The sequence below is a fragment of the Aliisedimentitalea sp. MJ-SS2 genome (genome assembly GCF_032586155.1).
Lineage (GTDB): Bacteria > Pseudomonadota > Alphaproteobacteria > Rhodobacterales > Rhodobacteraceae > JAWHTC01.
In genome coordinates, this window is sequence record NZ_JAWHTC010000005.1 from 160002 (window position 1) to 185504 (window position 25503).

Here is a 25503-nt window from a genome sequence, read left to right on the forward strand (position 1 = left end):
ACAGGCGTGCTTCGCCCGTCTGCAGTCGCGCGCGGAGGAGATAGGCCCGATTGCCGAGCGCTGGTTATTGCGATTCTTCCTTGAGCCCGCTTACGTATAGGGCAACTGCGTTGATTTCCAACTCGGTCAGCCGTTTAGCAATAGAGTGCATGATGGCCGCGTCGTTAGTCCGGGTGCGGGCCTCAAATGCTTTCAACTGTTCAACGACATAGTATGCGTGCTGACCGGCAAGGCGTGGTAAGTTTTCGTCACCAGCCGCAAAATCCCCATGGCACTCGGCGCAGGGCGGGATCTGGGCGTATTTATTGCCTTCGTGATAGATGTAGTAACCGACAGCTTCGAGAGATTTCTTCGAGTTGCGGATGCGATGGGTTTTGGCCGGTTGCATGCTGAAGAACGCGGCCAGCCCGTTGATCTGGTCATCGGTGAGGTCGGTTGCCATGTCGTTCATAACGTCGCTCACCCGTGTGCCATCACGAAAGTTTCGCAGTTGCTTTTCTATGTAGACCCGGTTTTGCCCGGCCAGACGCGGGTAAATCCGGCTCGAAGCTTCACCAACTTCGCCATGGCAATGGGCACAGCGGTCCCCCATCAGGGTTTCGATACTGTCGTTTTCGTCGGCCTGAGCCGATGTGACCGACACCAGGATCGACATCAGGACTGCCGTGATGCGCATGGTTGTTCTCCGTTTTCTTTGATGCAGGGGACCTTACCAACCTTGCATCACGGAGTCAGATTTCAAATTGCCGCACCGGGCGGAAACAGGCAAGCATTTCAACTGTCGGGCTCCGTTCGGCTTGCTGTGCTGGGTGAGGTCTGTAACACTCGCCTCGCTTGCGTCGATCTGGTGGAGGGAAACAGTGACCAGCCGACTTTTCTATCAGAACCGCTTGTCCCGTCCCGAGCTAGACCGGGCCGAAGGGATATACCTTTGGTCAAAAGAGGGTCGGCGTTACCTCGATGGCTCCTCGGGAGCGATGGTCAGCAATATCGGCCATTCCAACCCAATGGTTCTGGACGCAATGCGCCGCCAGATGGAGAAATCGACCTTTGGCTACCGGCTGCACTTCCAAACCGAAGCGTCAGAGGCTTTGGCCGAGAAGACGGCGGCGCTGTGCCCCGAAGGGCTTAACCGGGTGTTTTTTGTCTCGGGCGGGTCCGAGGCGGTGGAAAGCACCATCAAGCTGGCCCGGCAATACGCCTTGGCCAAGGGTGAGGCGCAGCGCTACAAGATCATTTCGCGCGCACCATCCTATCATGGTTCGACCCTTGGGGCGCTGGCGGTCACAGGATACGCGCCTTTGTCGGTGCCGTTTGATCCAATGATGCGCGGCATGCCGAAAATCCCGGCGCCACGGGCCTATCTTGATGGGTTGGACGCGGATGACCCCGCAACCGGGGTGCATTATGCCGACATGCTGGAGGCCAAGATATTGGAGGAAGGCCCCGAGACCGTGGCGGCCTTTATTCACGAGCCGGTTGGCGGGGCTTCGACCGGGGCGCTGGTCCCGCCTGCAGGCTACATGAAGCGGGTTCGCGAGATTTGCGACAAGTATGGCGTGCTTCTGATCCATGACGAGGTGATGTCTGGGGGTGGACGCACCGGCCGCTTCTGGGGGGCAGAACATTGGGATGTCGAGCCGGACCTGATTTCCATCTCCAAAGGGTTTGGGGGCGGCTACGTGCCTCTGGGTGCGATGATCGCGCGTGAAGATGTTGTCGAGGCTGTGCTGGATGCGGGCGGCTTTGCCCATGGTCATACCTATGCGGGCAATCCGCTGGCCTGTGCCGCTGGACTGGCGGTGATTGAAGAGAGCGAACGCCAAGACCTGATCGGCAATGCCGCTGCGATGGGTGATGTTCTGATGTCGCGGCTGAACGGGTTGATGAACCGTTACCCGTTCATCGGGGACGTGCGCGGCAAGGGGCTGTTAACAGCGTTCGAGATGGTCGAGGACCGGGTCACGATGGAGCCCCTGCCGGTCGCGCTCAACGCCCATGACCGCCTGGTCAACATCGCTTATGATCGGGGCTTGATCATCTATTCACGGCGTACGCGGGGCGGGACTTCGGGCGATCACTTTCTGGTCTGCCCGCCGATGATCATCACAGAGGATGGCATTGACGAGTTGATGGAGATGCTGACCGCGTCGTTGGACCAGTTCGCTGACGAGGCGGGACTGGCCGTGGGGGCAGGGGTATGATTTTGCGCCTGGCGCAGCCAGAGGATGCCGGGGTGGTGGCCGAAATGCTGCGGCGTCTGGCCAAGGACCTGGGGGATGCGGATTTCGTGTCAAGTGAACGCAGCGTGCAGGAGCACGGGTTCGGTCCGCAGGCGCATTTCCAATCTATCCTTGCCGAGCGGGATGGCGCCCCGCAGGGCTTGGCCCTGTTCCTCCGCCATTACTCGACCACCTATGCCCTGCCGGGTGTCTATGTGCAGGACCTGTGGGTCTCGCCTGATCAGCGCGGTAGCGGGCTGGGGCAGCGTTTGCTGGCGGCAGTGGCCGAGCACGCGGCCCGAACCTGGAATGCAGGCTACTTGGGTTTAACGGTTAACCACAGCAATCCGGGTGCGGCACGGTTTTATGCCCGGCTGGGCTTTGTGCATCGCGGCAATGATGCGCCATTGATGCTGAAAGAGGTGGCGTTCTGCGACTTGGTTTCGATGAAAGCGGGGCCGGCATGATCCTGCCCGACAAGACCTGCGAGCTGGAAGCGGCCATCGCCAAGATCCGTGATGGTGACACGGTGATGGTGGGCGGGTTCGGCGTGCCCGGCACCCCTTTCACATTGATCCACGAGCTGGTGCGGCAGGGTCAGACGGGCCTGACCGTGATCAAGAACGATGCCAACGAAACCGGCATGGGGATCGACCACCTGTTGGCCAATGGTCAGGTAGCGCGGCTGATCACCACTCACATCGGGCTCAATGCCCGCGCGATTGTCATGATGAACAAGGGCACGCTCGAGGTCGAATTCTGTGCTCAGGGCATATTAGCCGAGCGCGTGCGCGCCGGGGGTGCGGGCCTCAAGGCGATCGTCACCGATATCGCGATGGAGACCGAGCTGGGCGATGGCAAGCCGCGGGTGCAGGTTAATGGTCAGGAGGCGATGATCGAAACCGCAATCCGCGCCGACGTAGCTCTGTTACATTCCGCGCAGGCCGATCCGTTTGGCAATCTTGCTTACGTGGCAACCGCACGAAATTTCAATCCTCTGATGGCGATGGCCGCAGGTTGCGTGATTGCCGAAAGCGAAAAGGTGGTTCCGATGGGTCAGCTTGAGCCCAATGCGGTGCACACACCGGGGCCGTTTGTCGACCACGTGGTCGAACTGTCCGATTTGTCCGAGGAGTATTCCGTTGTCCGACGCTAAGCAAAGACTGGTGGCGCGGGCCGCTCGCGATATCGCGCCGGGCATGGTGGTGAACCTCGGCATCGGGCTGCCGCAACGGGTTGTTGGTCACTTGGCCAGCGATTTCCCGGTCTGCCTTCATACCGAGAACGGGTTGTCGGGCATCGGCCCGGTGCTGCCCTACGATCAGGCTGATCGTAACCTGATCGATGCTGGTGGAGCCTATATCTCGACCATCTCCGGCAGTGGATTCTTTGACAGCGCCGTGTCCTTTGCCCTGGTGCGCAGTGGGCGGCTGGACCTCACGATGCTGGGGGCCTTCGAGGTCTCGCAACATGGCGATCTGGCCAACTGGAAGATCCCGGGGCGGTTTTCCCCCGGCGCAGGCGGCGGGATCGAATTGGCCCAGAAGGCGCGCCGCGTGGCGGTGCTGACGACGCATGTGGACCGTAAGGGCAATCCCAAGCTCAAGGCCGAATGTTCCTTGCCGCTGACGGCCGCGGGCTGCGTGTCCCGGGTGTTCACCGACATGGCGGTGATCGACATCACTGCGGGAGGGTTCGCCCTGCGGGAACTGGCACAAGGGATCGGGGTGGACGAGGTTGCGGCCGTGACCGGTGCGCCCCTGGCGATCCCCGATGGGGACATTCCGACCTTCTAGGGTGTGTTCAGTCCACTGACCGGATCAGCTTGCGCTCCAACACCCGCAGCACGGTTTTCAGGTCATGGCCGCGTTTCAGGATCTGCCCATCCATGCCGATTACGCAGTATTGCCCCTGCCGATTGCGCAGCTTGGGGTGTTTCTCGATCCGGTAAAGCGGGTGCTCGGCGGTACGGCGAAAGATCGAAAAGATGGCGCAGTCCCTGAGGCTGGAAATACCATAGTCGCGCCATTCTCCTGCGGCGACCATGCGTCCGTAAAGTGACAGGATCACGCTCAGCTCTGTGCGGTGAAAGGATACTTGCGTCTGCTGGGCCCCGGGAAAGGGGCTGGGGTGTTGGACGTTCATACAGCCAGTTTGCCGCGTTTTCCGTCGAAATCAAGTTTTTGCTTTGGTCCGCCCGGATTGGTCGTATCGCTGTGCGACAACGCGGCGCCACCAGTGACCCGTACGGGGCCGAGCGAAGCGAGGCCTCTCGCGTGCAAAGTGGGGCGACGCCGAAAGCGGCGCAACCTCAAACTGCCGGTGCTGCCCAAGTGGCGCGAACCCTCAGGCAAAGGACCCGTGACAGAACCAGCCGGGCGACAGGGCCGCACCATGGGCAAAGAACAGCCATAGCCGCGCGCCGTCACCGGTGACCACCTGCCAGTAATCGCGGGTGCCGCTTTGCCAGTCGGGGTCGTCGAACCACCATTCCGGAGCGATGCGTTCTGGCCCGGTGGCGGTGCACAGCTCATGGTCGCGGCCGCGCCAGCGGAACTTTGCTGCTGGAATGGGGTGGTCCGGGGCCATCACCGGCTCGGGCCGCCACAGTAGTAGCGGCCGGCTGACCCCGTGGCGCTTGGGCCAGCGCTCATGTGGCTTGGCCCAGCCCGCAGCCAGGGTCAGGGCGCTTTTCTCGGGGACATAGCTGCTTGCCGGGTGGCGTAGGGTGATCGCCTCCATCCCCACCCGCGCGCCCAGGCGGCTGATCAGGTCGTCAAGTGCGGGTCCGGTGTTGCGCCGGGTGGTCGAGTGCCGGACCGTCGGGGCCGAACCGGAATGTGCAAGGTTATCCGCCTCGGTCACCACCGCCTCGCAGCGCAGCATGTCAAAGCCGAATCCAGCGTCGATCTCGGGCAGTTTCATCGCGAAAAGCGGACGCAGGCTGTCGGGGTTGGTGCCGGGGCGCGCGAGTGTGACCGACACCGCCTGTACACTGCCATCGGTGCCGAACATTTCAAGCCGCACCGTGCGGGCGGCATGACCCTTGTCGTCAAGAAGCGTGCACAGGCGCGGCAACAGCCGGTCCAGCCCGGCCAGGATATCGCTTTCCAACCCGATCGGTTCGGGCAGGGACATCCGGGTGGCGAAATGGCTGTCGGGTCCCGCCGGGGTAACGGGTTCTGGTACCGCGCCCAGTGCCTGGTCCAGCCGCAGCACCAGCCCCTTGCCGAACCGCCGCGCGAGGTTGGCGCGGGGCTGGCCGATCAGGGCGTGGATCTGGCGCAGGCCCAGCCGGGCCAGCGCCTCGGTCGTGGGAGCATCCAGCCGCAACGCCGCCACCGGCAGGGGGGCAAGGGCAGAATGGGTCTGGCCGGGGGCGGCGATGCGGCCTTGTGGCGTTGTGGCCGGGGACCCCGAGGGTGCCGCGCCGCCCCGGGTCCAGTGCCGCCGCTTGGTGGCTCGGGCGCGGGTGGCGCGGGCCTCCTGGTCAATCGCGTCACCGGAACGGGCATGTCCGGCGCTGCGTCCGGCATAGCGGGCCAATGCCCAGGCCCCGCCGCGCGTGTCGGCCAGCCCCGAGCGCACGCTCAGGCCCAAGGCCGCAGTGTCCTCGTCGATCCGGGTCAGCAGGCCCTCTTCACTACCAAACAAGTGGGCGCAACCGGAGATGTCGGCGATCAGCCCGTCCTCGCCATCCTCACCAATCCAGGGTGAATAGCGTGTGGCCCAACGTCGGAGTGTGGTCAGAAACGCCGCCTCAGTCGGGCCATTGCGCAGCCGGGTGAGCAGGGCCGGGCACATCGCCATCGCGTCGCGCAAGGGTTGATCCGGGCGCAGCCCCTGGGCAAAAGCGGCGGGCGACAGCGAGGACAGCACTTGCATCTGCCCTGTATCGCGGACCACCGCAAAGGGCAGGTCCGGGTCGAGTCCGTCCCGCCGGATGAGGCGTTCCGCCCCAAGGCAGGGGAACCAGAGCGAGAGGATGCGACGGGTGGACATGAGGTGTGATCTTGGCGACAGCGGTAAGAATGTTCATGATATGTTCTTATTGTGGCGCGAGTCGGGATCGGAGTCGAGACCCATCTTGCCGCCCCGCTTAGCCGCAATAGATCCGGGTGATGATCCCGGCTTTGTCGGTTTCCACATTCAGCCGGGTTGGGTTGTAATCCATCGTCACCGCCGTGCCCGGCGGGATGATACGCAGCTGGTCATGTCCCTTGAACATCGTCGCATCGACCGCCGTTCCGATCAGCGATTGGTATTGCCCAGCACCACAGGCATTTTCCGGCGGCAAGGGCACCACGGGCGGTACGTCCGAAGGCGGCGCGCAGGCCACGAGAAAGACAACCGGAGAAAGGGCGGAAAGGGCAAAACGAAGGCGGCGCATGGCGGCTCCTGACAACTGGCATATACCCGAACGTGGGGCGACCGGTGCCCGGGTTCAACCGGGTTGCCACCCCGCCGACAAAACCGGCGATGTCCCGCCATTCATCCGCCTGAGACTTCGCCACGGGTCTGCGAGAAATCCCCGCGCGCCAGATCGTCAACCTCGATCGAGATACAGAACTCGTTCTGATTGCCGAAGCCCCATCCCATCAAGTCACTGCTTTGCAGGCGCAACAATGCGACACGTTCCGCCGCATCGTGGCTGGAGGCCGATGCGAAGGTGCCAGGGATAACCCCGCCGATCCATCCACGTTCGTGCAGCGCGTGCCAGGCCCATAGCTCCTCGAACTGGTCGCGGTGTTCCGGAGGCAGAGAATCCGGTCTGTCGCTGTAAATCGCCCGCGCATATTGGTCCAACCAATGGATGTAATCGCGCCGGATCTGGTCCTGATCCAGAAGCGACTGCATGCCCGGATCGGTATCGCGTTCTTCGATGTTCTCACCGCTTTCGACCTGCAGCACGCCAAGCCCCCGGATCATCAACTCGCACACCTGGTCATCAAATGGCAGTCCGCTGTCACGGGCCTGCGCCAGTTCGCTGTGCAGGGCATGGAGGTTGTCCGTCGTCGCTCGCAGCGTTTCGAGAAAGCCCAGAGCTTGGGGATCGTCTGACCCTGTCTCGACAAGGGTCGAGACCACCCTGTATTGCCATTCCAGATCTGTTGTCGCCACTTCGAGCAAAACCATGGCTGATCCCCAATCAAACGGCACAAGACCAGGGTCTGTCAGAGGTATCCGACCGGTCACCCACTGAACAGGAGCCAAAGGGCTGTCCGCCTTGTTGGGGCGATCAAGCGGTGTGGTTTCCTGATTGTCCTGACGGCAGAATTCGACCGGCCAGCGCGGGATGGTTGCCGGGCGTCCCACAGCCCTTTCCAGTAGGTCCGCGCGTTTCGGCACAATGTCTGGATAGGTCAGCGGACCGGGTGCCTGCCGTTCTTCACCAAAGCAATGGGTGTGCAGCAGATGTGTGTGTTCCAAGTTCGATTGCGAAGCGAACATAACAAGCCAGCCATCGCGCGGACCTTGACCTTGCCAGATGTCGTCGGGCACGTGGGTCAGGCTGATCTGTGCAAGAAATAGCGCGGGCTCTCCATCAAGCACGGGCCAGTCGACGTCCTGCGGCAGATAGGGATTGCCACCCAACCAGCTGTTGATTTCCAAGCCTCCACGCAGCGGCACGATTGGAAGCACCCGCAGTGCGGGGGTGGTTTTGCTGTTGTCAGCAACTGCAGCGTTGGCCCGGGCAAGAATTTCCGTGATGTCGACCGGGGCGTAGATTTCCTCACCGACAAGTTCGCCATCGAAAACCACCCGTCGCGCCGGGTCGGCTGCCCCGGCCTGCGGCGTTGTGGTGGCACTCATGTAGGTGCCCAGGAAGGCCGCAACGCCAAGGAAGCTCATCCACGGCTGTTGTGTGATCATTCCACCTGCAAACAGCACAAGCCCGGCCAGAATTGCCGGCAGGCGCAGGTTTTCCTGGTTCAGGTCATGATCGTGGATCGGTGCGAACGTGGCAGCGTTCATCCTCATCTCCCTCAGGTACTTCCCCAAAGGGTTGGTTCGACCTGCGGCACAAATTGGGCAGGTTCGCGGCGGAAGAAAGGAGATTGCCGGGGTTTCGGCTGGGCGGCGGGGAATTGCCGAGTTTAGACCTTGGAGTGTCGGCAGCGGAGAATCTTGCCTGTGCATGTGAGTTCATATTGAAAACAGTGCGCGATTGCCGCAGTCTCGCGCCGAGAAACACGTCCAGGAAACTCGCGAGGAGACCGAAACCATGCGTACCCGTGCAGCCGTTGCCCTTGAGGCCGGAAAACCGCTTGAAGTGATGGAAGTGAACCTGGACGGCCCCAAGGCCGGTGAGGTTCTGGTCGAGATCAAGGCCACCGGCATCTGCCACACCGATGAGTTTACCTTGTCTGGCGCCGACCCCGAGGGTTTGTTCCCGGCAATCCTGGGTCATGAAGGCGCAGGCGTGGTGGTCGAGGTTGGCCCGGGTGTGACCAGCCTTGAAGTGGGCGACCACGTGATCCCGCTCTACACGCCGGAATGCCGGGAGTGTGAATACTGTCTCAACCCCAAGACCAACCTGTGTCAGTCGATCCGCGTGACGCAAGGCCAGGGCCTGATGCCCGACGGGACCAGCCGGTTCTCGATGCTCGATGGCACGCCCATCCTGCACTACATGGGCTGCTCAACCTTCGCCAACCACACGGTCCTGCCCGAGATCGCGCTGGCCAAGGTGCGCAAGGACGCGCCGTTCGACAAGATCTGTTACATCGGTTGCGGCGTAACCACCGGCATCGGCGCGGTGATCAACACCGCCAAGGTCGAAATCGGCTCGCGGGCGATCGTGTTTGGTCTGGGCGGCATTGGTCTGAACGTGATCCAGGGCCTGCGCATGGCCGGGGCCGATCAGATCGTCGGCGTTGACCTGAACCCGGCCAAGGTCGAAATGGCAACCCGGTTCGGCATGACCGATTTCGTCAACCCGACCGAGGTTTCGGGTGATCTGGTGGGCCATCTGGTGGAACTGACCGGCGGTGGCGCGGATTACACCTTTGATGCCACCGGCAATGTCCAAGTGATGCGCACGGCGCTGGAATCGGCGCACAAGGGCTGGGGTGAAAGCGTGATTATCGGCGTGGCCCCTGCAGGGGCCGAGATTTCGACGCGTCCGTTCCAGCTTGTCACCGGTCGGGTCTGGCGCGGCACCGCCTTCGGTGGTGCCCGTGGCCGCACCGAGGTGCCGCAGATCGTCGATTGGTACATGGACGGCAAGATCGAGATCGACCCGATGATCACCCATACGATGGGGCTGGATGACATCAACAAGGGGTTCGACCTGATGCATGCAGGTGAATCTATCCGCTCGGTGGTGGTCTACTGAGATTGAACGCGGCGTCGGGCTTTTGAACCAAAATCCTGGCCGGTTTTTTTTGGATTAAGATCTTTCGCTTCCGAAATGGGGCGAAGACTGTCAGCTTGACTTTCCCTCCAGCCCCACCAGCGTGTTGGGGTTGTCCGAGGGAATGCGCATCTCGAAGGTCTCGGTCACCGAGGTGTAGTCGTAATATCCCAGCCGCGCCAGCGGGCGAATGGCGGGGATGTCGAGTTTGCCATCGGGCGTTACCACATCGTCATTGACGTGAATACGCATGACTTCGCCATAGACCACGTCGACCCAGCCATGATTGGAGCTGCCACGCAACCGGTGGGTGGAGAGGTAGCGGCACTCGAAATGTGCCGGGCTTTCGGCAACGCGTGGTCCCGGGGCATCGATGCAGGCCGCCTTGGTCACCCCGGCGCGGGTGAATTCGTCCTCGCCCCGAGGCAGTTCCATCGCCGAGATATTGACTGCCTCGCGCAACTCATAGGTCGCCATGTTCCAAACGAACCAGCCGGTGTCCTCGGCGTTGACCACCGTGTGTTTGCGTTCACCCGAGCTGAGCTGATTGGCGGCGAACATCACCATGGGCGGATCGAACGTCAGGTTCTGCCACTGGGAATAGGGCGCAAGATTGGCGATGCCGTCTTTCGAGATCGTCGATAGCCATCCGATGGGTCGCGGCACGGTGCAGGATTTGAACGGGCTGAACGGTAGCGGGCAGGGCTCGGATTGCGGGGCGTAATGCATGGCGATCTCCTCTGGTGTCGCTGCAAGCTTGGCCCGGCAGGGGGGGCGGATCAAGGGGAGGCGACGGGGTGCAAACCTTACCCGTGCCCTTCGCATTCGGACGACGATCGACCTTGCAGCGATCCAGGCCGCTTATGACGCGGGGGCCGATCGCAAAACGCTCTATCATGCCAAAAAGGCGCTCCTGCATCTACCAGACCACACGGCGGTCACAGCGCTGGCCGGGTCATCGGCCGGAGCGCTGGGGTTGTGGGATGAGGCTGAGAGTTTCTGTCGCAGCGCTGTTGCGCTGGGTGGGTGCGGCGCAAGGTCCATGGCGGCAGTTCCGAGGGATGGCGGTTGTATGAACGCTATGCAGGCAAATGGTTGCACCGGCTGATTCAGGTGCCGTAGCGCGCCAAGAAGGTCTTGACCGCCTCGTCGACCACATGGGCAATCTCTTGATGCGAAAACTTTGTCTGCACCCCGAACACCGCACGCAACCATAGCCGGGATTTGGCAAGGTCGGAAAACTGCTCTGCCGCCAAAGTGTAATCTTCAATCCGCAATTCGCCACGCGCCACGGCATCGCGGAACCCCTCTTCCAACTGCTTGCGTCCCATTTCTGGACCGGCTTCGTAATATGCGTGTGCAATTTCGGGGAAGCGTCCGCGTTCGGAGATGCAGATGCGGAACATGGATTGTGCCGGTTCCGTCAACAGGAAGGTCAGTATCTGTGTGGCGACCGCGCTCAGCACGTCGGCAACGGGAGCGGACATATCGATGCTTTGCAGGGCCGCGTCGGCAATGCGGTCGCAGTCGCGGCGGGCGACCTCGGAGAACAGCCGAGCCTTGTCTGGGAAATAGGCATATAGCGTGGCCTTTGATACGCCGGCCTGACGCGCGATGTCATCCACACTGGCGCCTTCGAACCCGTCCGCCATGAACACTTTGCGCGCGCCTTCCAGCACCTGATCGAACTTGCGGCCGGTGCGTTTTATCGGCGGCAGAGAGATTTGGCAGGTTGTGGCGGACATCGGGTCTCCGAGGTAGTTGGCGGCCATTCTGAGATGTGAAAAGGCTAAACTGCTCGGTTCGGTTGCGGCAAGGGGTATCATGCCGGCTGACGCCCTTGTCTATCGATTACGGGCGGCATAAGTCTGAATTGGCTGCAAGAATGGACACCGGGGGCAGATATGCGGTTTCTTACCCAAAGGCGGCGTTTTGCCGATCTGAGCGAACAGGAAGTGCTGGCGCTTGCGATCTCGTCCGAAGAGGACGATGCGCGGATCTACCGGATGTTTGCCGAACGCCTGCGTGCCGATTACCCCGATACCGCCAAGGTCTTCGACGGTATGGCGGTGGAAGAGGACGGCCACCGTCAGCGTCTGATCGACATGCATGTGGCGCGTTTCGGTGAGGTGATCCCGTTGATCCGGCGCGAGCACGTGGCGGGATACTATGCCCGCCGGCCCGTATGGCTGGTCGAGAACCTCGGGCTGGAACGCATGCGCGAAGAGGCCGAGGCGATGGAACGCGATGCCGAGCGGTTCTATCTGAGTGCGGCGAGCCGCAGCACGGATGCGGGCACACGCAAGCTACTGGGCGATCTGGCGGCGGCCGAAGCCGGGCATCAGCACACCGCCGGGCGGTTGGAGCAGGAGCACCTCAGTGATGACACGCGCGAGGATGAACAGCGCACCGCACATCGGCAATTCCTGCTGACCTGGGTGCAACCCGGGCTGGCGGGACTGATGGATGGGTCGGTCTCGACCCTGGCGCCGATCTTTGCCACTGCATTCGCGACCCAAGACACCTGGACCACCTTCCTTGTCGGTTTGGCGGCCAGCGTCGGCGCCGGGATCTCGATGGGCTTTACCGAAGCTGCCAGCGATGATGGCGAGCTGTCCGGTCGCGGCAGTCCGATCAAGCGCGGTTTTGCCAGCGGTATCATGACCATGGTTGGCGGGCTGGGCCACGCGCTGCCCTACCTGATCACGGATTTCTGGACCGCAACGATCATCGCCTTCATCGTGGTGTTCATCGAGCTGTGGGCGATTGCCTGGATACAGAACAAGTATATGGAAACCCCGTTCTTCCGGGCCGCATTCCAGGTGGTTCTGGGCGGGGCGCTGGTCTTTGCGGCGGGCGCAATAATCGGCAGCGGATAGCACGATCCGCGCCCGGGCATACGCGAATTTCGCGAAAACGCGGGTCCGGTTGCGAGGGGGAGGATCAGTTCTGTTTGCGGCGCGCTTTTCGCTGCTGTTTCTTGATCAACACCTGCTTGCGGGGCAGCCACTTGTAATCCTTGTCCTCTCGCGTGACGGCCCAAGTCAGCCGTCCGCCCTTGCGCCAGGGGTCCAGTACGATGCCGTCATACATGCCTTGGCCCTGCGCCGAGATGATGGTGGTCGAGTGCTCGATCCGCATCGGGTTGTCCGAGTTGGCGATGGCCCGATGCAGCGTTAGGGTTTCAAAGGTTTCCTGTGCCAGTCGGTTTTCCATGTCTTCGGCCCAGTGCCAGCACAGACCCCGCGGTCGCAGCCCGGCATTGACCTTGGTGTTGTGAATGAGCGGCGGATCGGTGATTTCGTATTCGCGCGATAGCTGGAATGCGTGGGTGAAGGCGATGCGTGCCGCGCGCTCTGCCTCGGCGGGGTCAACATCCGGGGCGAGCTCCTGGATTTCGCGGGCCAGCGCAGCAATCTCGTCTGGTTTGCCCATGGGTGGTGGTCCGGCACAAGCCGAAGCGAAAACGAATAGTGAAAGAGCAGTGAGAACCGCAAACGTCTTGCGCATTTAGGACCTTTCCACCCGTAGCGACATCTCTGACACAAGTTTGCTAACGTCCGCAGCCCCCTTTTGTCGAGAGGGGCTCTGTCAGAGCTTTGTCACGTTGTCGTGGGTGCCACGGTTCGTTGGGGGCAGGCGCGTGCGTTTTCGGCGTGAAACGGGTTGCCGACCACCAGGTGGGTTACAACCGCCATTGCCTCGCTACGCCAGCCCCTCTAGAGGTTGGGCATGCTTGATATTTTCCTCAAAACCTTGCCGTTTTTTGCGTTGATTGGCCTTGGCTATGGCGCCGGACGGACGCGGTTCTTTACCGAGGAAGCGACGGCGTATTTGACCAAGTTCGTTTTCTATTTCGCGCTGTCGGCGATGATCTTCCGCTTTGCCGCCAACCTGTCGCTGGCAGAAGTCGTCGATACGCGGTTCATTCTGGCCTATCTGTGGGGCTCGGGGTTTGTTTATGGCATGGTCATGGCGGTGGCCTACCTGCGGAAACGGAGCGCCGAGGAGGCTGCGATCGAGGCGCAATGCGGGGTGATCGGCAATACCGGTTTTCTGGGCATTCCGATGCTGGCATTGCTCTTGGGCGAGGCGGCGGTGGCACCGGTGATGATGGTGCTGGCGATGGACTTGATCGTGTTCGGCTCGCTGATCGTAATTCTTGTCACGGCGGGACGCGACGGCCGGGCGGGATTGGCGGTTCTGGGAACGGTCACGATTGGGTTGCTAAAAAATCCGATGATCATGTCGATGGCACTGGGCTTGGCCTGGTCGGCTTCGAACCTGCAGATGCCGGCCCCAGCTGAGGAGTTTCTGTCAATCCTGGGCGCGGCGGCCACGCCGGGGGCGTTGTTTGCCATTGGTGCCTCGTTGGCGACCAAATCGGCCGAGCGGATGGTTGTGGCGGGGTGGTTGAGCTTTGCCAAACTGGTGTTGCATCCGGCCTTTGTCGCGCTGGCGGCGCTTTACATTTTCCCGCTTGATCCGTTTCCGGCGGCGGTGATGATTTCCTGCGCTGCGCTGCCCGTGGCGGGTAACATCTATATCCTGGCCCAGCACTACGGTGTCGCGCCACACCGGGTGTCGGCGGCGATCCTGTTCTCGACCGTGGTCAGCGTTGGCACGGTGCCGGTGGTGATTGCCTGGGTGACAACGCTTTACTGAACAACCCTACCAGAACCAGAACACCATTTCGTCTGGTGGTAGGCATTGTTCGTCGTTGCAGGCCTGCAGGATAAGCGTAGCGCGTTTGGGGGTGTCGCCCGACAGGTCCAGCGGCGCAGTGAGCGCGAAATCGTTTTCATAAAGCGCCAATGGAGCTGCACTGAACCCGAGACTTCGGGTGACGGGAGCGGGATAGGTTGTTGCGGTTAGGGGCGTGCCATCGACATCGAGCGAGACGCCGATCAAGTAATCTTCGAGTGGCGTATGGGCATTGAGGTGCCAGCCGTCGCGCAGGGCAATGTCGACAAGCAGTTGGGCTGTAGTCCGGTCGACCCGCGCCACCGCATTGACCGCGCCACCCGAGGACACCCGCAGGGGTGTGGCCGGACCCAGCCGGTCGGTTTCCAGCGCTGTCAGGATGGCGCTGCGCCGGTCGGGGCGTTCCAGCCCACGTGCGGCCAGAAGCGCAGCCAGGCGCGGGGCGAAATCACCCGTGCGGGTCATCCGGCGATCCAGCCCCGAGACAAAGCCCAGGGCCAGGGCGTTGCCCGAGGCGATCTCGTTGTCGTCGAGCGGGCGCAGGGGACCAAGACCTGCAGCGGTTTCGGTCATGCGCATCGGTTGATCGGGATCGGCAAAAAGCGTTTGCATTGCGCCTGCCAGCGGGTCGGCGACACTCAACCAGTCGGTGGCGGTGCTGCCATGGTCATGCAATGCCAGGAGCGCCCGGCCCAAGGCGGCGTAGTCAGCCAGTTGCGCGGGTACATCAACAACATCGTCATAGATCACGCGGTGCAACCGGTCCTCGCTGGCCAGTCGTTTCAAGAGCGCAAGGGCCGCGGTTTCGGCGGCAGCAAGATAATCGGGACGATCGAGGATTGTGGCAGCCTCGGCCAGTGTGGCGATCATTTCGGCGTTCCAGCTAAGAATGATCTTTTCGTCGCGGACTGGAGCAGTTCGAGCTGCGCGTTTGATCCGCAGACGTTCGAGCCGCGAGTCGAACTCCTGTATCGACAGGCCTAGCAACGCCGCTGTTTCCAGCGGAGATTGACCCAGGTTGGGAATGTTGCGGCCTTCGAACAGACCGTCCTCGATGATATTGAACGCAGCCATGAAAGGCACGGCATCCGTGTTCAACGCCGCCGTGATCTCCTCGGGCGTCCAGACGTAGAATCGGCCTTCTTCGCGCTCACCCGTAGGCAGGATGGTGTCGGCATCTTGAGCGGTAAAAAACATGCCTTCATCGCCGCGCATGTCGCGCAACACGTAATCCAGTGTACGCGTGGCGGTACGGGAGTAATCGTTGTTGCCGTTAAGCACATAGGCGCGCAGAAGTACGCGCGCCATCAGGGCCTGGTTGTAGAGCATCTTTTCAAAATGCGGCGTTAGCCACTCGGGGTCGATGGCATAGCGATGGAAGCCACCACCGACATGATCGTGAATGCCGCCGCGGATCATGCCATCCAGGGTCAGGGTAACGGCGTTCAACAAATCGCTTTGTCCGTGTCGCGCCGCCTGATCGAGCAGGAACAATAGGAAGCTTTCACGTGGGAACTTGAGGCCGGTACCGAAGCCGCCATTAAACTCATCAAGCGATGCAACGCTGTTCAGTGCGGCCTTGGTTATCTCCTCGCTGGAGACATTGCGCAGTTCGGTCTGGCCGTCGAGATAGCCGCGCAACATGGTCTGTAATTCGCTTGCCACGCGCAGGACCTCTTCGCGGTCGCTTTGCCAGGCGACATCGACGGCGACCAGAAGCTGGGCGAAATCGTCCGGCGGGAAATACCCGCCGGCATAGTAAGGCGCGCCATCCGGAGTCAGGAAAACCGAATTGGGCCAGCCGGCGGTGCCGGTCAACGCCGAGGTGACAAGCATGAACTGCTCGTCCAGGTCGGGGCGGCGCTCGCGGTCGATCTTGATCGAAATGAAGCGGGAGTTGAGAATCTCGGCAATCGCCGGGTTGTCGAAGCTTTCCTCGGCCATGACGTGGCACCAATGGCAGGCAGCGTAGCCCACCGAGATGAATATCGGCTTGCCGGTTTTGCGTGCCATGTCCAGCGCCTCTTGTCCCCAGGGGTGCCAATCAACCGGTTGATCCGCGTGCTGGCGCAGGTATAGCGAGCTTTCCCGGGCCAAGCGGTTTTCGGCCATCGCGGTGATCGGTAGAAGCAGGGTGAGAAGAAGGGTCACGATACGCATGGGCGCCACCATAAGCCGTGGCGTTTGAATTGACATGTGACGAATGCGTGAGGCGCAAAAGGCACTGGAAAGAGCCTTTTGATGCAAATCCGAATTCGCGTGACAAGCGGTTTCGAAACCGCTTACTTGCCCGGGAATGGAAATGGAGAACAACCATGGAAACGGTATCGGAAAACAGGTGCTTTGGCGGCACGCAGGGGGTTTACACGCATGGCTCGGACGCCTGTGGCTGTCCGATGACGTTCGGGATGTTCCTGCCGGAAGAAGCCAAGGACGGGCCGGTTCCGGTGCTGTGGTACCTGTCGGGCCTGACTTGCACCCATGAAAACGCCATGGTGAAGGCCGGGGCACAAAGCTGGGCCGCCGAGCAGGGAATCGCGCTGATCTTTCCCGATACCTCGCCGCGGGGCGAGGGTGTGGCGGATGATGAGGCCTATGATCTGGGCATGGGGGCGGGGTTCTATGTGAACGCCACCGAGAAACCCTGGGAACCGCATTACAACATGTGGGACTACGTCGCCGAGGAGCTGCCCGCGCTGGTGGGCTCTGAGTTTCCGCTGGACATGGAGCGCCAGGGGATCACTGGCCACTCGATGGGTGGGCATGGCGCACTGACATTGGCGATGGGCCTCGCCGGGCGTTTCCGCTCCGTCTCGGCTTTTGCACCGATCTCGCATCCCTCGGCCAGCGATTGGGGTCGTAAACAGCTGACGGCCTATCTGGGCGCAGATGAAGGCACCTGGCGGCGTCACGACGCAACTCTGATGATGCGCGAACACGGGTTTGACGGGCCGATGCTGATCGACACGGGTACCAATGACCAGTTCATAGACCTGCTGAAACCCGAGCAGTTTGCACAGGCCGTGGCCGAACGACGCCAGCAGGCGACATTGCGGCTGCAACCGGGTTACGATCACTCTTACTTTTTCGTAAGCACCTTCATGGAAGATCACATCGCGTTTCATGCCGAGGCGCTCTACGTGGGATAAATCATGCACGACTATGACCTCATCATCATCGGATCGGGCCCGGCGGGACGCTCGGCCGGTATTCAGGCCGGCAAACTGGGCCGCAAGGTGTTGGTCATTGACCGGCAAGATCGGTTGGGCGGGGTCTCTGTGCATACCGGTACGATCCCGTCAAAGACCCTGCGCGAGACGGTTCTTAACCTTTCCGGTTGGCGCGAGAGGGCGTTTTATGGTCGTGGCTACCGCGCCAAAGAGGATATCGACGCCGGGGATTTGAAGGCGCGGCTGCACAAGACGCTTGATCATGAGGTCGATGTTCTGGAGCACCAGTTTGCCCGCAACCATGTTGACACCTTGATGGGCGAAGCGCGGTTTATCGATGCCAATAAGATCGAGGTGTCCACCGATGCCGGGGAAAAGCTGCGCCTGAGCGCAGCCAAATTTCTGATCGCCACGGGCACCCATACTTATCGTCCGACTTCGATGCCGTTCAACGGCAAGACCATCCTCGACAGTGACGAGTTTCTCGATATCGACGAAATCCCGCGCTCGTTGGTGGTGGTGGGCGCCGGGGTGATCGGGGTGGAATATGCCACAATGTTTGCGGCGCTGGACGTGCGGGTTACGTTGATCGAACCGCGCGACAGTTTCCTTGATTACATCGACCGTCACACCATCGACGAATTTACCCACCACGTGCGGGTGATGGGGCTGGACCTGCGGTTGGGGTCGCCCATCTCCAGGGTCGAGGACGCGGGCAAACATGTGGAGGTGACCCTCGAAAATGGTCGCCATGTGCGGGCCGAGATGTTGCTCTTTGCGGCGGGCCGCATGGGGGCGACTGAACATCTGAGCCTCGACGTGGTTGGGCTAGAAACCGATAAGCGCGGGCGGCTGACTGTGGATCGCAAGACCTATCAGACCGAGGTTCCGCATATCTATGCCGCGGGCGATGTGATCGGGCACCCGTCGCTGGCATCGACCTCGATTCAGCAGGGCCGGGTCGCCTCGTGTCATGCGCTGGAAACGCCGACGTTGCCTGAAAGCCCGTGGTTTCCATACGGTATTTACTCGGTGCCCGAGATTTCCACGGTGGGCATGTCCGAAGAAGAGGTACAGGAGCGTGGCATTCCCTACGAAGTGGGGCTCGCGCGGTTCCGCGAGACTTCGCGTGGGCATATCATGGGATTGGAACATGGTATGTTGAAGATGCTGGTCAGCCTGAAGACGCGGCGCCTTTTGGGGGTGCAGATCGTCGGTGAGGGCGCGACCGAGCTAATTCATATCGCCCAGGCGGTTTTGAACCTGAAGGGCACGGTCGATTACTTCGTCGAGAACACGTTTAACTACCCCACCCTGGCCGAGGCGTATCGCATTGCCGGGCTGGACGCGTTCAACCGGATGCCGATCCCCGAGGAATACCGCGTGCGGAGAAAGCCGCCCAAGGCTGACGGCAAAAGCAAGGCCGGATCACAGGAAAAATGATCGACCGGGGGCAAGATCGAGAGACCGGCGGCGTGGCCTCATGGGTGTTGCGCGGGTTTGGGCTTACCGCGATCGCGGCTGGCGTGATGATCTATTTCCTCGGGCCGGACGTGACGGCACGCGTCTTTGCCGTCCTGCTGGAAAACCTGGTCGAACCGCCGGTCTATCGCGGCGGTCTGGATGGTGCTGACTCAGATTCGGAAATGCGGTTTTTTGCGGTGTTCTGGATTGCCTACGGTGCGGCCGTAATGCATCAGGCGCGGGATGTGGATGGCAACCGCACGATGCTGCTTGGCCTTGCCGCGCTGTTTTTTGCTGGTGGTTTGGGCCGGGTGCTATCGCTTTGGTCGGTACAAGAGCCTTCGTCGCTCTTCATCATATTGATGTGGATTGAACTTCTGTTGCCATGGCCCATTGCCGCAATGATCCTGCGGACGGAACCCAAACAATGATCTATGTCGATGCAGATGCGTGCCCGGTGAAAGCCGAGGTCGAGCGGGTGGGTACGCGACATGGGATGAAGATGTTCATCGTCTCGAATGGCGGGTTGCGGATGTCTCAGAACCCGCTGGTGGAAACGGTTATCGTGCCTGACGGGCCGGATGTGGCCGACATGTGGATTGCCGAGCGGGCCGGGCCGGGCGACGTGGTGATCACCGGGGATATTCCGTTGGCCGCCAAATGTGTCGAGGCAGGGGCCCGCGTGTTAAAACACAACGGCGAGCGGCTGACCCAGGCCAACGTCCGCGAGGCACTGGCAATGCGCGACCTGATGGCCGATTTGCGATCTGCCGATCCGTTCCGCCAAGGTGGCGGCAAGGGGTTCACCAAGGCGGATCGGTCGCGATTTCTCGATGCGCTGGAGCGGGAGTTACGGAGTGCAGCGCTCTAGTAGATGTGTTTGCGCGTACGATGAGGACGGGAGCCTCCGGCGGGGATATTTGGTGCAAGAGGAAGAGCAGGGTTGTTCTTTGATTTGCGGCGGCGCACCTTGTCGGTAAGGACCAAGGGAGGGTGCCATGGATATTCCGATGATCCCGTTTGCCGAAGGGCAGGCAAAGCTGAGCTGGCCGGGGTTGCTGGCGGCGTTCGAAGCGGGGCACAGGATGCCCAGGGCCGAGATTGGCGACACGTTTCTTTACCGGCGTGACGATACGCTTTTGAGTCGCTCGGCCTGGATCGACGGGATGGGCGTGGCGGTAAAATCGGCAGTGATCATGCCGGGCAATCCGGGGCGTGGGCAGCCGCTGATCAATGGCGCGGTGAACTTATACTCGGACGAAAACGGGCTGTTGGAAGCGATTGTCGATTTCCACCTGGTGACCAAGTGGAAGACGGCCGGGGACAGCCTGTTGGCGGCCTCGAAGCTGGCACGCAAGGATGTGAAGAACATCCTGATCGTCGGGGCTGGGGTCGTGGGCCGGTCGGTGCGAGAGGCCTATGGCACGTTGTTTCCGGATGCGCAGTTCACCATCTGGAATCGCAGCCCCGAGGGGGCACAGGCGATGGCGGCTGAGTTCGAAGGCCTCACCGTGGCCGGTGATCTGGAAGAGGCGATCGGGGCGGCCGATGTGATCGTCAGCGCCACCATGAGTTCGGAACCGGTGATCCGGGGCGCCTGGCTGAAGCCGGGGCAACATATTGATCTGATTGGCGCTTACCGACCTGACATGCGCGAGGTTGATGACGAGGCAATGGCGCGGGCGAGTGTTTATGTCGACAGCTATGACACCACAGTCGAGCATATCGGTGAGCTGATCGAGCCGTTGAAATCCGGGGCGCTGAAGCGCGAGGAGATCGTGGCGGACTTCTATGACCTGAGCGCATTCCAGCGCCAGTCGGATGATGAGATCACCATAGCCAAGAATGGCGGCGGGGCGCATCTGGACCTGATGACCAGCCGCTATATCCTCAATGCCTGGAACGGCTGATGCCGGGCGCGTGGCTTGTTGGTGGGATTGCCCTGGCAGGGGCGGCGCCGTGGCTGGGAGAGCTGTTACGCAAGCCTGTTCGACGCTGTCGGGCTGAGGCCCCGGGTGCGTTTCTGGATCTGCCGGACGGCAAGGTGCATTGCCGATGGCAGGGGCCGGAACAGGGGCCCGTGGCGGTATTGGTCCATGGGCTGACGACGCCGGAATTTGTCTGGGACGAGGTGGCAAAGCGGCTGGTGTCCGAAGGCTGGCGCGTGCTGAGTTATGACCTTTACGGGCGCGGGTACTCGGACCGACCGCATGGGCCTCAGGATGTGGCGTTTTTCATTCGGCAATTGAAGGGCGTGTTGCAGGATCAGGGGGTGGCGGATGGGTTCACCCTGGTTGGCTATTCCATGGGCGGCGCGATTTCTGCGGGCTATGCGGCAGCGTTTCCCGGGCGGATGGAGCGGGTTGTTTTGCTGGCGCCTGCAGGGATGGGCCATGAGTTAGGTACTGCTGCAGCACTATCACGCTTGCCTCTGCCGCTGGCAGAGTGGCTGATGCTGCTGCTTTTCCCGCGCAAGTTCCGGCAGGCGATTACTGCGGAAATTGCTGCGGAACAGGGCCAGCCGGGGGTGCCGGAGGCGATCACATCGGGGCAGCGCGCGCAGCTTGAGCGGCGCGGCTATGTGCGCTCGGTCCTAGCCAGCCTGCGCGGAATGCTAACGCAAGATTTCGAACCGTTTCACAGGGCGCTGGCCGAGGCGAAAGTGCCTGTCACCGCTATCTGGGGCGCGGAGGACGAGACCATCCCCATTGCGGCCAAGGACGTGCTGGCGGGTTGGAACCCGCAGACACATCATGTCGTCATCGACGGTGCTGGCCACGGGCTGGCCTATACCCATGCCGATCAGGTTGTGCGGGCGTTTCTGGAGGGGTGAACCCACATATTGCGCAAAGGATGGCATGCGGGTCTTAACAAGGTTTGAACCCAGCGGTCAGGCGGGCACCAGGCGACGTTCCTTGACTGGTAAATGCACGATAGCCGAAAATGCGCCGACGCCGACCCCGACCCACCAGACCGCAGTATAGCTGCCGTAGATGTCGTACATCTTGCCCCCCAGCCAGACGCCGAGAAAACTACCCAGCTGGTGTGAGAAAAACACGATGCCATAGAGCGTACCCATGTAACGCAACCCGTAAATATGGGCGATAAGTCCGGAGGTTAGCGGCACGGTGGCAAGCCAGAGTGCGCCCATCGAGACCGAGAACAAAAGCACCGTGCCGGGTGTCATCGGCACCATGATGAAGGCGGCGGCGACAAGGGTGCGGCCGGTATAGATCGCGGCCAGCAGGTATTTCTTGGAATAGCGGTTGCCGAGCCAGCCCGCGATGAGCGTGCCGCTGATATTGGCCAGACCGATGAGCGAGATCGCCACGGCGCCAAGGCGCGACGTGGTGGTGATCCCGAGATCATGCAGGACCCCGCCGGCCGCGATCGGGCCGCAGATCTCGGTCACGAAGGCGGGGAAATGCGCCGTGACAAAGGAAAGCTGGTAGCCGCAGGAGAAAAAGCCAAGGAAAATCAGGGTGTAAGAGGGGTCGCTGAAGGCCTTTTTCAGGATTGCGCTCATGCTTTCTTCCAACTCGGCCTTGGTGGCAGGACGGGTGGGCGCGCGCATGAACGGAAGTGCAAATAGCATGGCAAGGATCATGGCGGCGAAAATCAGGAAGACACTTTGCCAAGGCAATGAGGTCAGAAGCCACTCGGCCATGGGCGCGCCGATCACTTGCCCGCCCGAGCCTGCTGCGGTGGCAATGGCGAGGCTCATCGAGCGGTTCTCGTCCGAACTGGCGCGACCGACAACGGCGAGGATGACACCGAACCCGGTGCCGGCGATGCCGAAACCGATAAGGATTTCATAGAATTGGTGGGCTGTGGGGGTAACGGCTGCGGAACTGAGAACAAGACCGGCGGCGTAGGTGAACGCGCCGATAATAATCGCTTTCCGGTCGCCGATCTTTTCAGCAATGGCGCCGAAAATCGGCTGGCCGATGCCCCAGGCAAGATTTTGCAGGGCGATGGCCATGGAAAACTCGGACCGGGCCCAGCCGAACTCGTCGGCAATCGGGATCTGGAACACCCCGAAGCTTGCCCGGATTGCAAATGAAATCAGGATGATAACACAGCCTACGATCAGGACGGGGGTCATCAAGGGGGTGGATTTCTGCATCGGTTACTCCTGGCGCGCTGGCGGAGAGTAGCGGTTGTGACCCCGGCGTCAAATCAGGATTTGTGAGGTCACGGTTAACGACACCGCACGGTGCGCGCTGAGGGGGCTGGAATCCGTCTGGCACCTGTCGGGTATCCGTCGGGCGTTTTTTGCTGAACGGGTTAACGAGACAGAAGGTTAACGCGGCGCGGGGTGGTAAGGGCGGAGCAAGTGTTTAGGGCAAGATGAAAGCGGGGCGGATGGGTCAGTTGTTGTGGCGGGATTGCTCGTGGCGGACGCGGGCAATGATCCGATCCACCGTCTGTTGCTGGTTGCTGCCGACCTTTGCCATCAGCGTTTCATCTTCAGACCGGAAGCGAGCCTGGTTGGTTACGGTCTGGATCCCATCACCGAGGGACTATTCTGGCGGGGTGGCTATGCCTTCTGCCGCCATGCGCCGGGCAAGGAAGGCGTCGTATTCGGCGTCTTCGAGGGTATTGAGATAGGCCAGCGTATTGCGGGCGCGGGCGGTTTCGTCTGCGATCTGCGCAAGGCGGGCGAGGTCGGGATCGAGACGCGTGAGAAGGGAATTGTCGAAGGTGAGACCGTCGTTCCAAGGGGCATCATCAGTTCCCAACCGGGACAGGGTGCGGATTGGGCGCAGGTCGGCGACCTGCGTTTTTGTGAGGTTCAGCGAGGTCAGGCTGGAGAGACCCGCGATAGAGGAAATGTCCGTGACCCGCGAATAACAGAGGTTCAGCGCGGCCAGGGCCGAGAGGCCCGCGACAGGGCTAATATCCGCGACCTGCGTTCCCAGGAGGTTCAGTGAGGTTAGCGCGGAGAGGTTCGAGACTGGTTCAATGTCCGTGACCTGCGTTCCCATGAGGTGCAGCGAGGTCAGAGTCTTCAGGCCAGCGACGGGTGTAATATCCGCAACTTGCGTGTCCCAGAGGTTCAGCTCGGTCAGGGCGGTGAGATTTGCGATCGGGGTAAGGTCGGTGATCTGCGTGTTCCCGAGGTGAAGCGAAGTCAGAACGGTGAGGTCTGCGATTTCGGGCGGCAGGGTTTCAAGGCCCCTGGTTTCACGAAGCCAAAGGTCGAGCGTACCGGTCTGTTCGCGGCGCTCTTGCTCTATCAGGCGTTGGGCGAAAGCATAGGCGTTAGCGGCGTCGGACATGGGGCCCTACTGTTCATGAAATGGCCGGGCTTCAGCCCGGCCTACGCAGGCTACTTTGGTTGAGGAGGTGGCGCAACCGGAGCGGATTGTCGGGTGGTGTGCGTTGGGGGCTACCTTTTCGTGAAAAGGCGATGTAGGGCTGATCCCATGACGCGCGATATCGAAGCCGAATACCGGGCCCGGGTGGCCGAAGGGACGCTGACCCCTGACCCGGCGCAGGAGGCGGTGCTGCCCGAACTGGAGCGGGTGCGCGCAGAGTTGATGCAGCCCGCGAAGAAGAAGGGTTGGTTCGGCAAGGCGAAACACGAACCAGTGAAGGGGCTGTACCTGTGGGGCGGGGTCGGGCGTGGCAAGTCGATGCTGATGGACCTGTTTGTCGATTGCCTGGGGGATATCCCGGCACGACGGGTGCATTTTCATGCCTTCATGCAGGAAATCCACGAGGCAATGCACGAGGCACGCAAGGCTGGGGTCGAAGATGCGTTGAAACCGGCGGCCCAGTCCGTGATCGAGAGCGTGCGCTGCCTGGCGTTTGACGAGATGCAGATCACCGATATCACCGACGCGATGATCGTCGGGCGGTTGTTCGAGGCGTTGTTCGAGGCCGGCGTGGCGGTGGTGACCACGTCGAACCGGGTGCCGAGCGAGCTCTACAAGGACGGGCTGAACCGGCAATTGTTCCTGCCGTTCATCGATTTGCTGAGCCAGGAAATGGTGGTGCATGAGCTGGTCAGCCCGGTGGATTACCGGCAGGACCGGTTGGCGGGCAGCCCGGTTTACTTTGCGCCCAATGATGCGGTGGCCAAGGACCAGATGGATGCGATCTGGCACGACCTGACCGGCGGAATGAGCGAGGTGATGATCCTGCGCGTCAAGGGGCGCGAGGTGGAGATACCCGGCTTTCACAATGGCGTGGCGCGGGCGGGGTTTTACGAGCTGTGCGGACGGATGTTGGGGCCAGGGGATTATCTGGCGCTGGCCGAAGAGGCGAAGGTGCTGCTGCTCGATGATGTTCCGCAGCTGTCGCGGAGCAATTTCAATGAGGCAAAGCGGTTTGTTATCCTGATCGACGCGCTCTACGAGGCGCAGGTGCGCCTGATTGCCAGCGCGGCGGCGGAGCCAGAGATGCTCTATGTTGAGGGCGACGGGGCGTTCGAGTTCGAACGAACCGCATCGCGGCTGCGTGAGATGCAGGGCGAGGATTGGGGTCTGCACTGAGGCGCGGATTGTTTGGTGATATAGCGAGGTCTTTTGGCCTTGGGCGGGTCTTCGATGCGTATCCCTGAAGTGTCCGCTCAGCGGGA

General features: G+C 61.5%; 26 protein-coding genes. 15 read left to right on the plus strand and 11 right to left on the minus strand.

Annotation, left to right across the window (positions count from 1 at the left end; all coding sequences use genetic code 11):
• Positions 1-64 precede the first annotated feature (64 nt).
• On the minus strand, positions 65-676 hold the full coding sequence (locus RXV86_RS18410; RefSeq protein ID WP_316301818.1) for a c-type cytochrome: 612 nt from the start codon (positions 674-676) through the stop codon (positions 65-67).
• 184 nt (positions 677-860) lie between these two features.
• Between RXV86_RS18410 and RXV86_RS18415 the strand changes: the two genes are divergently transcribed.
• From RXV86_RS18415 to RXV86_RS18430, 4 genes are read left to right on the plus strand one after another with little or no spacing between them, the layout of a single operon-like run.
• Positions 861-2204: an aspartate aminotransferase family protein gene (locus tag RXV86_RS18415; RefSeq protein WP_316301819.1), complete on the plus strand. Its 1344-nt coding sequence runs from the start codon at positions 861-863 to the stop codon at positions 2202-2204.
• On the plus strand, positions 2201-2689 hold the full coding sequence (locus RXV86_RS18420; protein ID WP_316301820.1) for a GNAT family N-acetyltransferase: 489 nt from the start codon (positions 2201-2203) through the stop codon (positions 2687-2689). The genes RXV86_RS18415 and RXV86_RS18420 overlap by 4 nt, the downstream gene beginning before the upstream one ends.
• Positions 2686-3378, plus strand: coding sequence for a CoA transferase subunit A (locus RXV86_RS18425; RefSeq protein ID WP_316301822.1), 693 nt, complete (start codon positions 2686-2688; stop codon positions 3376-3378). Before RXV86_RS18420 ends, RXV86_RS18425 begins: the two co-directional genes overlap by 4 nt.
• Positions 3365-4018 (plus strand): 3-oxoacid CoA-transferase subunit B, encoded by a 654-nt coding sequence (locus RXV86_RS18430; protein WP_316301824.1) that lies wholly within the window; start codon positions 3365-3367, stop codon positions 4016-4018. Before RXV86_RS18425 ends, RXV86_RS18430 begins: the two co-directional genes overlap by 14 nt.
• Positions 4019-4025: 7 nt before the next feature.
• Here the strand turns inward: RXV86_RS18430 and RXV86_RS18435 are convergent, their stop codons facing one another.
• From RXV86_RS18435 to RXV86_RS18450, 4 genes are all read right to left on the minus strand, one after another.
• On the minus strand, positions 4026-4367 hold the full coding sequence (locus RXV86_RS18435; RefSeq protein WP_316301825.1) for a DUF2794 domain-containing protein: 342 nt from the start codon (positions 4365-4367) through the stop codon (positions 4026-4028).
• A 201-nt stretch (positions 4368-4568) separates the two neighbouring features.
• Complete coding sequence (locus RXV86_RS18440) at positions 4569-6224, minus strand: DNA polymerase Y family protein (protein WP_316301827.1); 1656 nt, start codon at positions 6222-6224, stop codon at positions 4569-4571.
• A gap of 97 nt (positions 6225-6321) precedes the next feature.
• Positions 6322-6612, minus strand: coding sequence for an I78 family peptidase inhibitor (locus RXV86_RS18445; protein WP_316301829.1), 291 nt, complete (start codon positions 6610-6612; stop codon positions 6322-6324).
• A gap of 101 nt (positions 6613-6713) precedes the next feature.
• Entirely contained in the window at positions 6714-8198 is a 1485-nt protein-coding gene (locus tag RXV86_RS18450) for a DUF1963 domain-containing protein (protein ID WP_316301831.1), read from the minus strand.
• A 250-nt stretch (positions 8199-8448) separates the two neighbouring features.
• Between RXV86_RS18450 and RXV86_RS18455 the strand changes: the two genes are divergently transcribed.
• Positions 8449-9561 carry an S-(hydroxymethyl)glutathione dehydrogenase/class III alcohol dehydrogenase gene (locus RXV86_RS18455; RefSeq protein ID WP_316301833.1) on the plus strand — a complete coding sequence of 371 codons (1113 nt, stop codon included), beginning with the start codon at positions 8449-8451 and terminating at the stop codon, positions 9559-9561.
• 90 nt (positions 9562-9651) lie between these two features.
• On the opposite strand, the gene RXV86_RS18460 is transcribed toward RXV86_RS18455, so the two are convergent.
• A complete protein-coding gene (locus RXV86_RS18460; protein WP_316301834.1) occupies positions 9652-10308 on the minus strand; it encodes a flavin reductase family protein in 657 nt (218 codons plus the stop codon).
• On the opposite strand from RXV86_RS18460, the gene RXV86_RS18465 reads away from it, so the two are divergent.
• Positions 10307-10687: a hypothetical protein gene (locus tag RXV86_RS18465; RefSeq protein ID WP_316301836.1), complete on the plus strand. Its 381-nt coding sequence runs from the start codon at positions 10307-10309 to the stop codon at positions 10685-10687. The genes RXV86_RS18460 and RXV86_RS18465 overlap by 2 nt on opposite strands.
• Position 10688: 1 nt before the next feature.
• Here the strand turns inward: RXV86_RS18465 and RXV86_RS18470 are convergent, their stop codons facing one another.
• Positions 10689-11324 (minus strand): TetR/AcrR family transcriptional regulator, encoded by a 636-nt coding sequence (locus RXV86_RS18470; RefSeq protein WP_316301837.1) that lies wholly within the window; start codon positions 11322-11324, stop codon positions 10689-10691.
• Between the two features lie 159 nt (positions 11325-11483).
• On the opposite strand from RXV86_RS18470, the gene mbfA reads away from it, so the two are divergent.
• Complete coding sequence (mbfA, locus tag RXV86_RS18475; protein ID WP_316301839.1) at positions 11484-12458, plus strand: iron exporter MbfA; 975 nt, start codon at positions 11484-11486, stop codon at positions 12456-12458.
• 64 nt (positions 12459-12522) lie between these two features.
• Here the strand turns inward: mbfA and RXV86_RS18480 are convergent, their stop codons facing one another.
• Positions 12523-13014 carry a hypothetical protein gene (locus tag RXV86_RS18480; protein ID WP_316301841.1) on the minus strand — a complete coding sequence of 164 codons (492 nt, stop codon included), beginning with the start codon at positions 13012-13014 and terminating at the stop codon, positions 12523-12525.
• Between the two features lie 297 nt (positions 13015-13311).
• Between RXV86_RS18480 and RXV86_RS18485 the strand changes: the two genes are divergently transcribed.
• Positions 13312-14244 carry an AEC family transporter gene (locus RXV86_RS18485; RefSeq protein WP_316301842.1) on the plus strand — a complete coding sequence of 311 codons (933 nt, stop codon included), beginning with the start codon at positions 13312-13314 and terminating at the stop codon, positions 14242-14244.
• A gap of 6 nt (positions 14245-14250) precedes the next feature.
• Here RXV86_RS18485 and RXV86_RS18490 read toward each other — a convergent pair whose 3' ends face one another.
• Positions 14251-16479, minus strand: a complete 2229-nt coding sequence (locus tag RXV86_RS18490; protein WP_316301843.1) for a DUF255 domain-containing protein — start codon at positions 16477-16479, stop codon at positions 14251-14253.
• Between the two features lie 119 nt (positions 16480-16598).
• Here RXV86_RS18490 and fghA point away from each other — a divergent pair, with 119 nt between their 5' ends.
• From fghA to RXV86_RS18520, 6 genes are all read left to right on the plus strand, one after another.
• Positions 16599-17432, plus strand: a complete 834-nt coding sequence (gene fghA / locus RXV86_RS18495) for an S-formylglutathione hydrolase (protein WP_316301844.1) — start codon at positions 16599-16601, stop codon at positions 17430-17432.
• A gap of 3 nt (positions 17433-17435) precedes the next feature.
• A complete protein-coding gene (sthA, locus tag RXV86_RS18500; protein WP_316301845.1) occupies positions 17436-18896 on the plus strand; it encodes a Si-specific NAD(P)(+) transhydrogenase in 1461 nt (486 codons plus the stop codon).
• Positions 18893-19348 carry a DUF4345 domain-containing protein gene (locus RXV86_RS18505; RefSeq protein WP_316301847.1) on the plus strand — a complete coding sequence of 152 codons (456 nt, stop codon included), beginning with the start codon at positions 18893-18895 and terminating at the stop codon, positions 19346-19348. The genes sthA and RXV86_RS18505 overlap by 4 nt, the downstream gene beginning before the upstream one ends.
• Complete coding sequence (locus RXV86_RS18510; protein WP_316301849.1) at positions 19345-19788, plus strand: YaiI/YqxD family protein; 444 nt, start codon at positions 19345-19347, stop codon at positions 19786-19788. The genes RXV86_RS18505 and RXV86_RS18510 overlap by 4 nt, the downstream gene beginning before the upstream one ends.
• A 127-nt stretch (positions 19789-19915) precedes the next feature.
• Positions 19916-20827 carry an ornithine cyclodeaminase gene (locus tag RXV86_RS18515; RefSeq protein ID WP_316301851.1) on the plus strand — a complete coding sequence of 304 codons (912 nt, stop codon included), beginning with the start codon at positions 19916-19918 and terminating at the stop codon, positions 20825-20827.
• Positions 20827-21750: an alpha/beta hydrolase gene (locus RXV86_RS18520; protein ID WP_316301853.1), complete on the plus strand. Its 924-nt coding sequence runs from the start codon at positions 20827-20829 to the stop codon at positions 21748-21750. The genes RXV86_RS18515 and RXV86_RS18520 overlap by 1 nt, the downstream gene beginning before the upstream one ends.
• A 57-nt stretch (positions 21751-21807) precedes the next feature.
• On the opposite strand, the gene RXV86_RS18525 is transcribed toward RXV86_RS18520, so the two are convergent.
• Together RXV86_RS18525 and RXV86_RS18530 are read right to left on the minus strand one after the other, a co-directional pair.
• Positions 21808-23043: an MFS transporter gene (locus tag RXV86_RS18525; protein WP_316301855.1), complete on the minus strand. Its 1236-nt coding sequence runs from the start codon at positions 23041-23043 to the stop codon at positions 21808-21810.
• A 397-nt stretch (positions 23044-23440) separates the two neighbouring features.
• The gene (locus tag RXV86_RS18530) at positions 23441-24199 is read right to left on the minus strand and encodes a leucine-rich repeat domain-containing protein (protein ID WP_316301857.1); all 759 of its coding nucleotides are present in this window, start codon (positions 24197-24199) and stop codon (positions 23441-23443) included.
• Between the two features lie 147 nt (positions 24200-24346).
• Between RXV86_RS18530 and zapE the strand changes: the two genes are divergently transcribed.
• Positions 24347-25417 (plus strand): cell division protein ZapE, encoded by a 1071-nt coding sequence (zapE, locus tag RXV86_RS18535; protein WP_316301860.1) that lies wholly within the window; start codon positions 24347-24349, stop codon positions 25415-25417.
• Positions 25418-25503: the final 86 nt, after the last annotated feature.

Bases quoted from the DNA above. Each gene is read 5' to 3' on its own strand.
- RXV86_RS18520 (WP_316301853.1), top strand. From the start codon at position 20,827: ATGCCGGGCGCGTGGCTTGTTGGTGGGATTGCCCTGGCAGGGGCGGCG.
- RXV86_RS18425 (WP_316301822.1), top strand. From the start codon at position 2,686: ATGATCCTGCCCGACAAGACCTGCGAGCTGGAAGCGGCCATCGCCAAG.
- RXV86_RS18450 (WP_316301831.1), bottom strand. From the start codon at position 8,198: ATGAACGCTGCCACGTTCGCACCGATCCACGATCATGACCTGAACCAG.
- RXV86_RS18525 (WP_316301855.1), bottom strand. From the start codon at position 23,043: ATGCAGAAATCCACCCCCTTGATGACCCCCGTCCTGATCGTAGGCTGT.
- RXV86_RS18465 (WP_316301836.1), top strand. From the start codon at position 10,307: ATGGCGATCTCCTCTGGTGTCGCTGCAAGCTTGGCCCGGCAGGGGGGG.
- RXV86_RS18470 (WP_316301837.1), bottom strand. From the start codon at position 11,324: ATGTCCGCCACAACCTGCCAAATCTCTCTGCCGCCGATAAAACGCACC.
- RXV86_RS18445 (WP_316301829.1), bottom strand. From the start codon at position 6,612: ATGCGCCGCCTTCGTTTTGCCCTTTCCGCCCTTTCTCCGGTTGTCTTT.
- RXV86_RS18530 (WP_316301857.1), bottom strand. From the start codon at position 24,199: ATGTCCGACGCCGCTAACGCCTATGCTTTCGCCCAACGCCTGATAGAG.
- zapE (WP_316301860.1), top strand. From the start codon at position 24,347: ATGACGCGCGATATCGAAGCCGAATACCGGGCCCGGGTGGCCGAAGGG.
- RXV86_RS18490 (WP_316301843.1), bottom strand. From the start codon at position 16,479: ATGTCAATTCAAACGCCACGGCTTATGGTGGCGCCCATGCGTATCGTG.
- RXV86_RS18420 (WP_316301820.1), top strand. From the start codon at position 2,201: ATGATTTTGCGCCTGGCGCAGCCAGAGGATGCCGGGGTGGTGGCCGAA.
- RXV86_RS18485 (WP_316301842.1), top strand. From the start codon at position 13,312: ATGCTTGATATTTTCCTCAAAACCTTGCCGTTTTTTGCGTTGATTGGC.
- RXV86_RS18510 (WP_316301849.1), top strand. From the start codon at position 19,345: ATGATCTATGTCGATGCAGATGCGTGCCCGGTGAAAGCCGAGGTCGAG.
- RXV86_RS18460 (WP_316301834.1), bottom strand. From the start codon at position 10,308: ATGCATTACGCCCCGCAATCCGAGCCCTGCCCGCTACCGTTCAGCCCG.
- RXV86_RS18455 (WP_316301833.1), top strand. From the start codon at position 8,449: ATGCGTACCCGTGCAGCCGTTGCCCTTGAGGCCGGAAAACCGCTTGAA.
- RXV86_RS18480 (WP_316301841.1), bottom strand. From the start codon at position 13,014: ATGGGCAAACCAGACGAGATTGCTGCGCTGGCCCGCGAAATCCAGGAG.
- RXV86_RS18410 (WP_316301818.1), bottom strand. From the start codon at position 676: ATGCGCATCACGGCAGTCCTGATGTCGATCCTGGTGTCGGTCACATCG.
- mbfA (WP_316301839.1), top strand. From the start codon at position 11,484: ATGCGGTTTCTTACCCAAAGGCGGCGTTTTGCCGATCTGAGCGAACAG.
- sthA (WP_316301845.1), top strand. From the start codon at position 17,436: ATGCACGACTATGACCTCATCATCATCGGATCGGGCCCGGCGGGACGC.
- RXV86_RS18440 (WP_316301827.1), bottom strand. From the start codon at position 6,224: ATGTCCACCCGTCGCATCCTCTCGCTCTGGTTCCCCTGCCTTGGGGCG.
- RXV86_RS18515 (WP_316301851.1), top strand. From the start codon at position 19,916: ATGGATATTCCGATGATCCCGTTTGCCGAAGGGCAGGCAAAGCTGAGC.
- RXV86_RS18435 (WP_316301825.1), bottom strand. From the start codon at position 4,367: ATGAACGTCCAACACCCCAGCCCCTTTCCCGGGGCCCAGCAGACGCAA.
- RXV86_RS18505 (WP_316301847.1), top strand. From the start codon at position 18,893: ATGATCGACCGGGGGCAAGATCGAGAGACCGGCGGCGTGGCCTCATGG.
- fghA (WP_316301844.1), top strand. From the start codon at position 16,599: ATGGAAACGGTATCGGAAAACAGGTGCTTTGGCGGCACGCAGGGGGTT.